The following is a 12735-nucleotide window of genomic DNA, read 5'->3' on the forward strand; positions in this document are numbered from 1 at the left end:
CCCGATCAAACTCAACCGATAGGTCTAAAGCTCATCCGGTGACACGACCGTTGTCGGATTGGAAAACGTTCAAAAGGAGTACCATCGTGGCTTTAGATAATCTTTTGCTCAAATCAGAAGACGAGTTCAAATTCCACTCCGATCCCGCTGTTCTGAGCACCACACATGCAACAGACGCAACCTCCGCGTTTGACGCGGCCCTCAGCGCCCGTGGACTTGATACATCCCAATTGACCGAAAAACAGAGTGCAATCCTTTCCGACGCAAGTGTGGCCATCGAGTCAGTTCTGAAATCGGACATATCAACCGTGCAAGAGGCGCGCACTGTGCTTGGTGACAGTGTCGACTTCAACGCTATCGAGAACTTGCAGACCACAGATGGCGTTGCCCTCGCAGGTTTTGCCACCAAGGATGGCAAGATTTTCGTGAATGATGCCCTGACAGGCAAAGATCTGCGCGAAACACTTGTCGAAGAAGTGGCCGAGGCGGCTTACTACAAAGCCTTTGGCACCGGATCCGCAGGCGATTTTGGCGCAGAGGTCGAAGCCCGTGTTCAGGGTGGTGCCAGCGACGCAGAACTGGCCGCACTCGCAACCTCTGATCAGGACGACACTGTTCAAACGGACTACGGTGAGGGTCAGGCCAGGACCGTTGGCGAACAACTCGTCATGAACAACAATTTCGGCTCCATGGTTCAAAATCAAACAGCCCAGTTCAACAGTGAATCGGTATCGGTGAATTCGTTCGACAGCATAACCGGAAACATCTTCTACTCTGACGTGTCCGACACGGTTTACAACGACATGAATATTACCAACTCGCAGAACCTCGACCTCAACAACGACGGGATCGCGGACACGTACAAATATGTCGGCTTCTCGCCCTGGCAGGGAGCAACGTTTCGGGGAGTCGAGTCGACCGACGTCAAGAAACTGGTGCCAACATCAAAGTCTACAACGACCCTGACAGGTCAGGGTGAAAGTTCGACAACATGGGTTACTCGAGCGAATGAAACGATAACCACGTCCGAGGAATTCAACTGGAACAATAAGCTCGCCATCAACGGATCGGTCAAAGTTGGTGGTACTCCCTTTGGAGTTGGTGTTGACATTACAATTGGCGGTGAAGCGTCAACAGAAACAGGCGGCAGCACCACAACAGAACGTTCATTTTCGGTCGGCAGTGAGGTCCGCGAAACTTACACCGTCGATGGCGGGAAATACGCGCCGGGGACAACAGTGTCTTACGGCATGCACGCCGCGATTGGTGATGTAAATTATTACGAGTCCTTGCAGCATACATACGAAATCACCAATGCTGCGGCTGGTTCGAACAAATTCGTCGATATTCAGTCCACCCGCAAACACACAGAGACCGATCACTTGATCGATATCGTGGCAACTGATTTTAACGTGGCCAGCCCTCCTGTAGATGAGCTGTTCGGGTAAGCGACCAAAGAGGGCGTCAATGACGACGCCCTCCCCCTATCGGGCGCATGGTGCGTATCACATGTCAGGCAAGCCTCGACCGTGCCTTGGGTATCGTCCCCCTCGCCGTGTGTATGTCATTCGCTGCGACCGCATCCGATCGCGGGCCAGCCTGCCGGAAAAGAGTTAAATTCGAGCAAAGCAACCGCACGATGACCTAAGCGATTGATCCCTCGGAACGATCAAAAAGCGATGAAAATACTCTAAACGCAACGAACAGGCTGTCCCCGCGGGGACAAACCCTTTCCCCTGCCCCGTCCCTGCTCTAAAGAGCGGTCCAAAGCCGGGGGACACCACATGCCAGAACCGAAAATCACCGAAGATCTGATCGCAAGTCACGGGCTCAAACCCGATGAATACGACCGTATCCTCGAGATCATCGGACGCGAGCCAACCTTTACCGAGCTCGGCATCTTCTCGGCCATGTGGAACGAACACTGTTCGTACAAATCTTCCAAGATCCACCTCAAGAAACTGCCAACCACGGGTCCTCAGGTGATCTGTGGGCCGGGTGAGAACGCAGGCGTTGTCGACATCGGCGACGGTCAAGCGGTTGTGTTCAAGATGGAGTCGCACAACCACCCCAGCTACATCGAACCCTACCAGGGCGCGGCCACCGGCGTGGGTGGCATCCTGCGCGATGTCTTCACCATGGGTGCGCGCCCTATTGCATCCATGAATGCCCTATCCTTCGGCGAACCCGACCATCCCAAGACCCGCCAGCTGGTGCACGGCGTGGTTGAAGGCATCGGCGGATATGGCAACGCCTTCGGCGTGCCTTGCGCGGGTGGTGAAGTGCGGTTCGACCCGGCCTATAACGGCAACTGCCTCGTGAACGCCTTTGCTGCAGGCCTCGCCGACGCGGACAAGATTTTCTATTCCGCCGCCTCGGGCATCGGCATGCCCGTCGTTTACCTTGGCGCCAAGACGGGCCGCGACGGCGTCGGTGGGGCCACTATGGCCAGCGCCGAATTCGACGACACGATCGAGGAAAAACGCCCCACTGTGCAAGTCGGTGACCCCTTCACCGAAAAACGTCTGATGGAAGCCACGTTAGAGCTGATGCAAACCGGAGCCGTGATCTCGATCCAGGACATGGGGGCCGCTGGCCTGACCTGTTCCGCGGTGGAAATGGGCGACAAGGGTGGTCTTGGCGTCAAGCTGAACCTCAACGACGTGCCTGTGCGCGAAGAGAACATGACCGCGTATGAGATGATGCTGTCTGAGTCCCAAGAACGCATGCTCATGGTCCTCAACCCCGAGCTTGAGGCCGAGGCCAAGGCCGTCTTCGATAAGTGGGATCTGGACTTCGCCATCGTGGGTGAAACAATCGCCGAAGACCGTTTCCTTATCGAACATGATGGTGCCGTCAAAGCAGACCTGCCCCTGTCAAAACTCGCCTCTGAAGCCCCGGAATACGACCGCCCGTGGATGCCAACACCACCCGCCGAAGAGTTGGCCGACGTGCCCAGCATCGACCCCATCGACGGGCTCAAGGCGCTGCTGGCCAGCCCCAACTACGCCGCGAAGCAGTGGGTGTTTGAACAGTATGACACAATGGTTATGGCAGACAGCGCCCGCACACCGGGTCTGGGTGCAGGGATCATGCGTGTCCACGGCACCGACAAGTCCCTTGCCTTCACGTCGGACGTCACCCCACGTTACGTCAAGGCCAACCCGGTCGAGGGCGGTAAGCAGGCCGTGGCTGAAGCCTATCGAAACTTGACGGCAGTGGGCGCCAAGCCATTGGCGACAACAGACAATCTGAACTTCGGCAACCCTGAAAAGCCCGAGATCATGGGGCAGTTCGTGGGGGCGCTCGACGGGATTGGTCAGGCTTGCAAAGCGCTCGACATGCCCATCGTTTCGGGCAACGTGTCGCTGTACAATGAGACGGACGGCACCGGCATCCTGCCCACCCCCACCATCGGGGCCGTTGGGCTGATCGACCACCCCGACAACATCATCGGGGGCGACGTGCGCGATGGCCACGTTGCCTTGCTGGTCGGGGACTGCGGCGGGCATCTGGGTCAGTCGGCAATTCTTGCGGAAGTGTTTGGACGGACCGATGGGGACGCGCCACATGTGGACCTTGATGCCGAGAAGCGGAATGGCAATTTCATTCTTGAAAACAGACACTTGATCAACGCATGCACCGATCTGAGTGATGGAGGCCTCGCCCTTGCTGCTTTTGAATTGGCAGAAGCGGCAAACGTGGGCGTATGGATCGACTCCAGCGAGATGGGCAGCTTCTTTGGCGAAGATCAGGCACGTTATCTGGTAGCGTGTTCTTTCGACAAGGCCGAAGCCTTGATGATCGCCGCCGGCAAGGCGGGCGTGCCTATCGTTTCCGTCGGCAAATTCTCGGGCGACACGGTGTGGATGGGCAACAGCTCGGCCCCGCTGTCGGAATTGTCGGACATCTATCGCAACAGCTTTGCCGATACATTCGCGTGACCCTGTTGGGACGGCGAGACTTTTCGTACGAAAAATCTTGGCCCGGATCAGGCGGTGATCATTCGGAGCAAGCGGTCGCGGTCGCCGACATCGTCGCGCAGGGAAATCACCTGCGCCAGTTCTTCGATGGACGCTATGGAGTGACCGGCGCGGAAGCTGTCCACGTGGGGCAGCATGGCCGCGATTCCACGGGCACGAGGTGCAAAATCCTCCCATCTTAACAACGGGTTGACCCAGATCAGACGTTGTGCGGAGAGGTGCAGACGCTCCATCTGTTTTGCCAATGCATCCGGGTCGTCGCGGTCGAGACCGTCTGTGATCAACAGAACCACAGCCCCTTGCCCCAGCACACGACGGGACCAGTCGCGATTAAACGTTTCAAGGCAGGACCCAATCCGCGTGCCGCCTTCCCAATCCTGCGCTTCCGCCCCTGCGGCTTGCAGCGCCGCATCCACGTCACGCTGTGCCAGATGCCGCGTGATGTTCGTGAGCCCTGTACCGAAGGTGAAGGCGTGCACCCTGGCCCACCCCGCCCCTTTTGCGTTCGCCACCGCATGGAGGAAGTGCAGCACCACGCGGGAATACTGGCTCATGGAGCCGGAGATATCGCAAAGCGCAACAAGGTTCGGATAACGAACCCTGGGAGTTTTCCATTTTAAATCGCGCATCTCTCCGCCCTGTCGCATGGCGGCACGCAAGGTGCGGGCGGGGTCGATGCGGCCCATACCTGCGGCCCGCGTCCGGCGCGTGGGCATGGGATCGACCGGAAGCGCCATGCGAGCAAGCATGGCCTTGGCCTGCGTCATTTCCTCGGTGCTCATCTGCTCAAAATCGAGGGTTTTGAACTGTTCCTCGTTGCTCATGGTGAGCGAGGCGTCAATTTCGATCTCGGTCCCGCCCTCCTCCATCTCTGGCAGGTCGATGTCGTCGCCCGCGCCGTCAAGCAGCGCTTCGGCGGCGCGTTTCTCAGCGGCTTGTGCGCTACGGTCTTCCTGTACGCCCCGCACGGCAGGCAGCATGGCAGCCATCATGTGTTCGAGGTAGCGTGGGTCGCGCCAGTAGAGGCGGAAAATCTGGGCAAAGACCGCCCGGTGTTCCGGCTTTGAGACAAAGCAGGCGTGGAGTGTCCAATAGAAGTCGCGCTTTTCCGTGAAGCCCGCCTTGGTCACAGCGGTGATGGCGTCCATCACCCGCCCCGTGCCAATGGGCAGACCGGCGCGGCGCAGGGCGCGGGCGAAATGGGTGATGTTGCCCGCGAGCTTTGGGTTTTCGGGTAGATCGAGTGGTGCGTATTCAGGCATGCGGACGCTCCAGATGCCTACAAATCTTGTCTGCCGCGCTGTCGGCAGACAGGTTCGTGACGTCCAGCACGACGGCTGCAGCGGGAATAAACAACTTCTCTCGGCTTCGAATGGTTTTTAGCACTTCACCATCCGTCAGCTTGGTGCCTCCTGCCCGGGATGGGTCCGACAGACGACGTTGGTTTTCGTCAATCGACAGGTCCAACACAAACAGATGCAGTGGCGCGTTTCGGTGGCGCGCCAGATCAAGCGTTGGTTGGAAAAGGGGTTTTGCCGCCGGTTCATCCGCCAAAGCGTCGGTTAGAACAATGGGTACATCGTCCGGCAGCCGACGCGCATGGGCAAGGATTAGATTTCGGACTTCTTCGCGCATAGCGATGCTTTCCGGCGTATCGCGCGCATAGAGTGCTCGCGCGGCATCAAGCATCAGGTGATTGTGGATCAATCGCCCCCCCAAACATTCGGCCACACGCCGTCCAATCGCCTTCTTACCCGCACCAGGCCAGCCGCCGATATGGATTACGGGCGCAACCGACATCAGATCATGCCGGTTCCAGAGACGCTTTGGCCTCGTCCAGCAGGCGTTTGGCCTCCGACCCTTGCAGTTTCTGGATGTCGTCCTGGTATTTGAGGATTGCGCCAAGCGTGTCGGCGATAACTTCGGGGCTTAGGGTGAGTACATCGAGCGCAAGCAGGCATTTGGCCCAGTCGATGGTTTCGGCGACGCCCGGTTTTTTGAAAAGATCCTCGGTTCGGAGGCGCTGCACGAAGGCCACCACCTCGCGGCTGAGTTCGGCTGCCGCTTCTGGCGCGCGGGCCTGAAGGATCTCCATCTCGCGGTCAAAATTCGGGTAGTCGACCCAGTGATATAGGCAACGGCGTTTGAGCGCGTCGTGCACTTCGCGCGTGCGGTTGGAGGTGACGATGACGATGGGTGGTTCGGGGGCTTTTATCGTGCCCAGTTCCGGAATGGTAACTTGGAAGTCGGAAAGCGCTTCGAGCAGGAAGGCCTCGAACGGTTCGTCCGTGCGGTCCAGCTCGTCGATCAGCAGGACCGGCGCACCGTTTTCATCGGGCCGCATCGCGTCGAGCAGCGGGCGTTCGATCAGGTAATCATCCGAGAAGAGTTCGGTTTGTAGCGCCTTGCGGTCGGCCCCGCCCGATGCCTCCGCTGTGCGGATCGCGACCATTTGTGCCGGAAAGTTCCACTCGTAGACGGCCGAGGACGCATCGAGCCCTTCGTAGCATTGCAGCCGGATCAGCCGACGGCCCAACGAGGCGGCGAGTGCTTTGGCGATCTCGGTCTTGCCCACGCCTGCCTCACCTTCCAGAAACAAGGGGCGGCCAAGGGACAGGCTGAGGAACACGACGGTCCCAAGAGCGCGGTCGCAGACATACCCCTGGTCGGCAAGCATGGTCTGGACGGCATCGATAGAAGTTGGGGTTTGCATCGGGTTTCCTTCCTTGCGTCCAACCTGCATCGCTGGGCCGTGTCGTCAAGGCCTCCTAAAGTCCTGTCCGTTGACGGGATTCGCGGGAAATGGCATGGTGTTAACGTGTTAAGAATGAGGTTCGCGGCATAAGTCACCGGGACCCGATGCAGAGGCGGTGGGCAATGACCCGATCACGAAAGGCTGGCGTTTGATGCGCATTACGGCAGTGACCTGCGTGAAAAACGAAGGCCCGTTTCTGTTGGAGTGGATTGCCTTCAACCGCCTGATCGGCGTGACCGATCATCTGTTCTATTCCAATGATTGTACCGATGGGACCGATACCCTGCTGGACGCCTTGGCCGATCGCGGGTTGTGTCGGCATTTGCCGAACCCGGCAGAGGGGCGCAATTACCAGATGGAGGCGCTGAAGGATGCGCGCCGTCAGGACGTCGTGACCGAAGCCGACTGGGTTTGGGTTGCGGACGTAGACGAGTTTCTGAACATCCATGTCGGCGATCATACAATCCCGGCCCTGATCGAGGCCTGTGGTGATCCGCAGGCAATTTCGGTGACCTTCCAGTTTTTTGCCAATGATGGCGTCGACACGTTTGTTGATGCGCCGGTGATCGGCCAGTTCCATCGCTCGCACAATCCGGACCTTTGGTGTGGAGAGGCCGCGATTGAGGTCAAGTCGCTGGTGCGTCACGACTTTCCCTTGCAGTACTACGGCGCACATCGCCCGTTCCAGAAGGGCAAAGCCAAGCCTGCGTGGACCGATGGGTCGGGTCGCAAGGTGCCGCACAAGTTCCTTGTTGCCGCCAATCCACGCCGCATTCGCCGCTTTCCTGCCCATGGCGCGCGGGAGTTTGCGACCTTGAACCATTATGCTTTGCGGTCTTTGGATAGCTATCTGGTCAAGAATGACCGGGGCGATGTGAACCGCGAAAACCGCGCCTTTGACGATACTTATTGGCGGGAGCGGAATGACCCCGCCTGGGAAGACAAGAGCATTCAGCGCTATTTGCCTGATCTGAAAAAGGCGTTGGTGGAGCTGAAGAAAGACAAAGACATCAGTGCGCTGCATGACGACTGTGTGCAGCGGCATATCGCCAAGCGGGACGAGTTGCTGGCAATGCCGGAATACCAGGCAATGCAGGCACAGTTGCATGGCGCCTCGACCCTGCCGCCGCAGGAAGAAGCGATGTTGATCGACCTGGGATTGATGGAACCTGCGGCATGAGTTTGCGCGTTGTGAACCTTGGTCTGCCCAAGACCGGCACCACGACGCTGGCCCGTGCCCTGCGTCGGGCGGGGCTGCATGTGGCGGACCATCGCGTGCGGCCGCGCCAAACCAACAATACGCAGCTGCACAATGAATTTGTCGCCGATCTTTTTTATCGTGGATATTTCGAGACAGGTGATCCGGGCGCGTATTTTGCCGAATTCGACGCGATTTCAGAGATGAGTGTGCTGCGCGCGGGACGGTCGCTGTGGCCACAAATGGATTTCGGGCTGATCATGGCGATCCGCAAGCACAATCCCGGCGTCAAGTTCCTTGCTTCGAACCGCGATCCTTTCGAGATGTCGCAATCCATGTTGGCGTGGTCCGATCTGGGCACGTCGCGCCTGCCCGCCAACAACATCCCAGGCCTGCCGGAAGGGTTTGGAGAGACGAGCATCCAGCGGATGCAGTGGATCGAAGCGCATTACGCCCATCTTCGTGCGATCTTTCGCGATGATGATGATTTTCTGGAATACGACGTGGCCGACCCCGAAGCGAAAGACCTGATCAGCGGTTTCATCGAGTTGCCGGTGAACTGGTGGGGTCGGACCAATGTGAACAAGTTGAACGAGGTTGCCTGATGCGAATCCACCTGCATATCGGGTTGGAACAGGTGGGCGCAGACCGCCTGCAGAACGTGCTGGCCGCCAAACGGGACCAGATGATCACCAAGGGCGTGCTTTATGCGCGCAGCCCCGGAAACAAGAACCACACACGCCTATACATGGCGGTGACAGAGACCGCCCATGTCGATCCATTGCGTTACAACCGCGGCTATATCACCGCTGACAAACAGAAAGTTCTGCACGACACGGTCGCGGCTGATCTGGCCAAGGAAGTCGCGCAGTTTTCACCCGATCACCTGATCCTGTCCGCGTCGCAACTGGGTGTGAGCCTGGTGTCCAAATCCGAACTTGAGCGATTGAAGGCCCTGCTTGCGCCCTTGTCCGAGGACATTCGCGTCATCGCGCATATCGATGAACCTGCGCACCTGCTGGCCCGCCACTACCGGGAACAGATCATGGAGGGGCGCGGCGTCGCGCTTACCCAGGAACTGGAGCTGGCGGGCAGTAAGACATGGTGGGCCGACGCACTGGCGGCCGCGCCCCGGATCAATCCGCAGGCGGGTGTGTTCATCGAAAGCCAGGCTGCCCCATGCTGGCTGGACTACAGCGCCCTGGAACGGCACTGGAACGCTGTGTTTGGCGAGGGCGCCCTCACGTTCCGGGCCTATGATGCAGAGGTCTTTGCCACCGAAACGGTGACCGAAGAAATACGTGAGGCATTTCAGATCAAACCGGCCATTGGCAAGGCTGCGAAGGCGGATGTGCCTTTCGAACCATCTGCGGCGTGGTTGGCGCGCGGTCGGCAGTTGAACGACCTGATCCTGCAGGTGCTGGCGAATGAGAAACGCATTCTGCCCCGGCAGTTGTGGCGGTCCTTTGTGAATGAAATCAAGGTGGACGGTGATCCCATTGATCCCGCATCGCTATCCGCCATCTCAAAAACCTTTGCCACGCAGAACACCGCCATTGCCAAGGCACACGGGCTGCCTGCAGGCCTGTTCAAAGCACCGCGTGCAAAGAAGGCCTGGGAAGAGGCGGATCCGACACGCGGCTTCCGCGCTTCGCAATATCTGTTGGGCTTCATGTGGCGGATCGACAAAGCGACACAGGAAGAACGCAAGACCAAGGCGGCTGATCTGGCCCGCCTGAACGGAGCCCCTGCCCCCACACCACCGAGGCCGAACCCTGTGCCAAGCGATGGCCTGACAGACACGGCCCGCGCCTTGATGCCACCGCTGGCCGTGCAAAACTTTGAAAAGCTGCGCACGTCCTCATTTGCACCGCACAACAAGCTGGGCGCCGTCAACGAAGAGGAATTGGCCGCAGCCTACCCACCCATCGGCAAGCGCGATCTGCCCAAGGGGTCGACCGGCAATGTCATTGTCGGCTGCATGAAGAATGAGGCGCCCTATATCGTCGAATGGGTTGCCTATCATCGTGCCATGGGCGTCGACAATTTCCTGATCTACACCAACGGATGCGAAGACGGCACGTCGGAAATCCTGGATCGTTTGCAAGACATGGGCGTACTCCAGCACCGCAACAACGACAACTGGAAGGGCAATTCGCCCCAGCAATACGCGCTGAACCAGTCACTGAAAGAGCCTCTGATCAAGAACGCGGATTGGATCATCCATATTGATGTGGATGAGTTCATGAATGTGCGCACCGGCAACGGCACGTTGCAGGATTTCTTTGACGCAGTACCGGATGCCACGAATGTTGCCATGACTTGGCGGTTGTTCGGCCATAACGGCGTGACCGAGTTGAAAGACGAGTTCGTCATCGACCAGTTCGATCATTGTGCGCCAAAGTACTGCCCGAAGCCGCACACGGTCTGGGGCTTCAAGACGATGTTCAAGAACATCGGTGCCTACGAAAAGATCAGCTGCCACCGGCCGAACAAGCTGGACCCCAAATTTGCCAAGAAAGTGCACTGGGTGAATGGCTCGGGCAAGGACATGACCAAGGAAGTCGCCGAAAACGGCTGGAGAAGCTCAAAGAAATCAATTGGGTATGACCTTCTGCAGCTCAATCACTATGCCCTGCGCAGCGCAGAAAGCTTTCTGATCAAGCGGCAGCGTGGCCGTGCGCTGCACGTGGATCGGTCCATCGGGATCAACTATTGGATCCGTATGGATTGGTCCGATTTCCGCGACATCACCATCAAACGAAACCTGCCCCGCATGCGCACCGAATATGAGACGTTGATGCAGGATGCCGAACTGCGCAAGTGGCACGAATTTGGTCTGACATGGCATCGGACCAAGGCGGACGAGCTCCACGCCAATCCGGAGTTCCAAGACCTGTATGATCAGGCCCTTAAGGTCAAACTGACCGAGACTGAGCGGGTGGCCTATGCCCTCGCCCTCGACATGGAGAGTTGAGATGGATGGTGCACAGATCGAGCATGACGTGATCACGACACCGCGGGGATTGTTGTTCCCGCGCCATACGGATGTGCTGAAGCCACGCATTGCGGGCAGCTTGCGGCGCGGCCTTTATGAGAGGAAGGAAGGTGACGCGGTGTTGCGCGTCATCCAGCCTGATGATGTCGTTCTGGAATTAGGCGGCGGGGTTGGTTTCATTTCGACCCTTGTGGCCAAGAAAAGCCAAGCGGCGCATGTGCATGTCTACGAGGCGAACAGTACACTGGCCGCATACATCCGCCAGGTGCACGACGCCAATGGGATCGAGAATACGACTGTGCATCACGCCATACTGGGCAAGCGCAAGGGGACCAAGGACTTCCATGTGCGCGGCAATATCCTGGCTTCGTCCGTCGAAGAGACAAATGGCGAGGGCATCGTGCGCACAGAGACCGTAGATGTCGTGAATGCGGGGCAACAAACCAAGGCAATCAAACCCACAGTTCTGGTGTGTGACATCGAAGGAGACGAGGCGGATCTGCTGCCCGAGATGGACCTGAGCACCCTGCGCGCCGCCGTCATTGAACTGCATCCGCAATGGATCGGCCCTGAAGGTGTGAACGCGGTCTTTGGTGCAATGATGGGCGCCGGTCTGGCCTATTACCCCAAATTGTCCACGCAAAAAGTCGTCACTTTCCGCAGGGCCTGGCCGCTGAAGTGACACATCTTGCCCTTCTGACGGTCCGGAACGAGGCTGCGTTCCTTCTGGAATGGCTGGCCCATCACCGGGCTGTCGGTTTTGACGATTTCCTTGTGTTTTCAAATGATTGCGACGATGGCACCGATGCCATGCTGGATCGGCTGGCCGCACTTGGCTGGCTGAGCCATGTGCGCAACGACGGCCCCTACGACAAAGGCGGCATTCAGTTCACGGCTCTCAAGGCCGCCGCCAAGATGGATCAGATCCGACAAGCGGATTGGATCCTGCCGCTTGATATCGACGAATTCGTCAACATTCATACTGGAGACGGATCCTTGGCCGCCCTGCACGCTGCCTTGCCCGAGGCCACGGCCATCACGCTGACTTGGCGGCTCTTTGGCAACAATGGTCAGGTGCGATATCTGGACCAACCGGTGACGGATACCTTTCCCATGGCTGCACCAGAGATCCTGCACTGGCCGTGGCGCGCATCCATGTTCAAGACGCTCTATACGAATGACGGTACGTATCGCAAACCCGGCGTGCATCGCCCGCGCGATGCGGATGGCAGCAAGCTTGCGCAGGCCAATTGGTTCGACAGCCATGGACGCGCGTTGCCGGAACAGTTCAAAACCCGCCGCCTGTTTTCCAACTACGGGCAGCCGAATTACGGGTTGGCGCAGCTCAATCACTACCCGCTGGGAGCGATGGAAAGCTATGTTCTGAAAGCCGACCGGGGCCGCGCCGTGCATTCCGACGATCTGCTGGGCGTCGATTACTGGGTTGAGCGGAACTTCTGTACGGATGAGGACCGAACGATCAGCCGGTATGCGGAACGGCGCGATGCGCATCTGGCCGACCTGAAGGCTGACAGTGTGCTTGCACAACTGCACGACGACGCCGTAGCGTGGCGCAAATCAAGGTTCGATGAATTGATGCAACAAGAACCGTTTCGCGCGCTGTTTGGCCGCCTGCTGATGACGCCACCCACACGCCCCGTACCGCCAAAAGCCGCGCAATTCATGATCCAATACGCCAACCAGGCGCGTCGCTCGGCGCAATAGTCGCTCAAATTTTCCCCATTTTCGCCCCATTGCGGCGGTACCTCATCCTCAACCCGCGGTTCAAAGGCGGGATGTG

Annotated in this window: 10 protein-coding genes; 7 read left to right on the forward strand and 3 right to left on the reverse strand. The window is 58.5% G+C overall.

Annotated elements, in window-relative coordinates:
* The first annotated feature begins 86 nt into the window (after positions 1-86).
* Both ACZ1HN_RS15985 and purL read left to right on the forward strand, forming a co-directional pair.
* The gene (locus ACZ1HN_RS15985; RefSeq protein WP_472728214.1) at positions 87-1448 is read left to right on the forward strand and encodes a hypothetical protein; all 1362 of its coding nucleotides are present in this window, start codon (positions 87-89) and stop codon (positions 1446-1448) included.
* 336 nt (positions 1449-1784) lie between these two features.
* Positions 1785-3944 carry a phosphoribosylformylglycinamidine synthase subunit PurL gene (purL, locus tag ACZ1HN_RS15990; protein WP_472728215.1) on the forward strand — a complete coding sequence of 720 codons (2160 nt, stop codon included), beginning with the start codon at positions 1785-1787 and terminating at the stop codon, positions 3942-3944.
* A gap of 47 nt (positions 3945-3991) precedes the next feature.
* Here the strand turns inward: purL and ACZ1HN_RS15995 are convergent, their stop codons facing one another.
* Genes ACZ1HN_RS15995 through ACZ1HN_RS16005 form a run of 3 tightly spaced genes read right to left on the reverse strand, consistent with a single transcriptional unit; the run spans position 3992 to position 6696 of the window.
* Positions 3992-5245, reverse strand: a complete 1254-nt coding sequence (locus ACZ1HN_RS15995) for a vWA domain-containing protein (RefSeq protein WP_472728216.1) — start codon at positions 5243-5245, stop codon at positions 3992-3994.
* A complete protein-coding gene (locus tag ACZ1HN_RS16000) occupies positions 5238-5783 on the reverse strand; it encodes a P-loop nucleotide/nucleoside kinase family protein (RefSeq protein WP_472728217.1) in 546 nt (181 codons plus the stop codon). Before ACZ1HN_RS16000 ends, ACZ1HN_RS15995 begins: the two co-directional genes overlap by 8 nt.
* 4 nt (positions 5784-5787) lie before the next feature.
* Positions 5788-6696, reverse strand: a complete 909-nt coding sequence (locus ACZ1HN_RS16005) for an AAA family ATPase (protein ID WP_472728218.1) — start codon at positions 6694-6696, stop codon at positions 5788-5790.
* Positions 6697-6889: 193 nt separating this feature from the next.
* Here ACZ1HN_RS16005 and ACZ1HN_RS16010 point away from each other — a divergent pair, with 193 nt between their 5' ends.
* The 5 genes from ACZ1HN_RS16010 to ACZ1HN_RS16030 are packed head-to-tail and all read left to right on the forward strand — an operon-like array spanning position 6890 to position 12659.
* Positions 6890-7918: a glycosyltransferase family 2 protein gene (locus ACZ1HN_RS16010; protein WP_472728219.1), complete on the forward strand. Its 1029-nt coding sequence runs from the start codon at positions 6890-6892 to the stop codon at positions 7916-7918.
* Positions 7915-8541, forward strand: coding sequence for a sulfotransferase (locus ACZ1HN_RS16015; RefSeq protein ID WP_472728220.1), 627 nt, complete (start codon positions 7915-7917; stop codon positions 8539-8541). The genes ACZ1HN_RS16010 and ACZ1HN_RS16015 overlap by 4 nt, the downstream gene beginning before the upstream one ends.
* Positions 8541-10913, forward strand: a complete 2373-nt coding sequence (locus ACZ1HN_RS16020; RefSeq protein WP_472728221.1) for a glycosyltransferase family 2 protein — start codon at positions 8541-8543, stop codon at positions 10911-10913. The genes ACZ1HN_RS16015 and ACZ1HN_RS16020 overlap by 1 nt, the downstream gene beginning before the upstream one ends.
* Before the next feature lies 1 nt (position 10914).
* Positions 10915-11616 (forward strand): FkbM family methyltransferase, encoded by a 702-nt coding sequence (locus tag ACZ1HN_RS16025; RefSeq protein ID WP_472728222.1) that lies wholly within the window; start codon positions 10915-10917, stop codon positions 11614-11616.
* Complete coding sequence (locus tag ACZ1HN_RS16030) at positions 11613-12659, forward strand: glycosyltransferase family 2 protein (protein WP_472728223.1); 1047 nt, start codon at positions 11613-11615, stop codon at positions 12657-12659. The genes ACZ1HN_RS16025 and ACZ1HN_RS16030 overlap by 4 nt, the downstream gene beginning before the upstream one ends.
* The last annotated feature ends 76 nt before the right edge of the window (positions 12660-12735 follow it).

The sequence above is a fragment of the Tateyamaria sp. GN1-10 genome (assembly GCF_055693845.1).

What these genes read in the sequence shown, in the direction of transcription:
- purL (WP_472728215.1), top strand. Translation starts at nt 1,785, where the DNA reads ATGCCAGAACCGAAAATCACCGAAGATCTGATCGCAAGTCACGGGCTC.
- ACZ1HN_RS15995 (WP_472728216.1), bottom strand. Translation starts at nt 5,245, where the DNA reads ATGCCTGAATACGCACCACTCGATCTACCCGAAAACCCAAAGCTCGCG.
- ACZ1HN_RS16000 (WP_472728217.1), bottom strand. Translation starts at nt 5,783, where the DNA reads ATGTCGGTTGCGCCCGTAATCCATATCGGCGGCTGGCCTGGTGCGGGT.
- ACZ1HN_RS16005 (WP_472728218.1), bottom strand. Translation starts at nt 6,696, where the DNA reads ATGCAAACCCCAACTTCTATCGATGCCGTCCAGACCATGCTTGCCGAC.
- ACZ1HN_RS16010 (WP_472728219.1), top strand. Translation starts at nt 6,890, where the DNA reads ATGCGCATTACGGCAGTGACCTGCGTGAAAAACGAAGGCCCGTTTCTG.
- ACZ1HN_RS16015 (WP_472728220.1), top strand. Translation starts at nt 7,915, where the DNA reads ATGAGTTTGCGCGTTGTGAACCTTGGTCTGCCCAAGACCGGCACCACG.
- ACZ1HN_RS16020 (WP_472728221.1), top strand. Translation starts at nt 8,541, where the DNA reads ATGCGAATCCACCTGCATATCGGGTTGGAACAGGTGGGCGCAGACCGC.
- ACZ1HN_RS16025 (WP_472728222.1), top strand. Translation starts at nt 10,915, where the DNA reads ATGGATGGTGCACAGATCGAGCATGACGTGATCACGACACCGCGGGGA.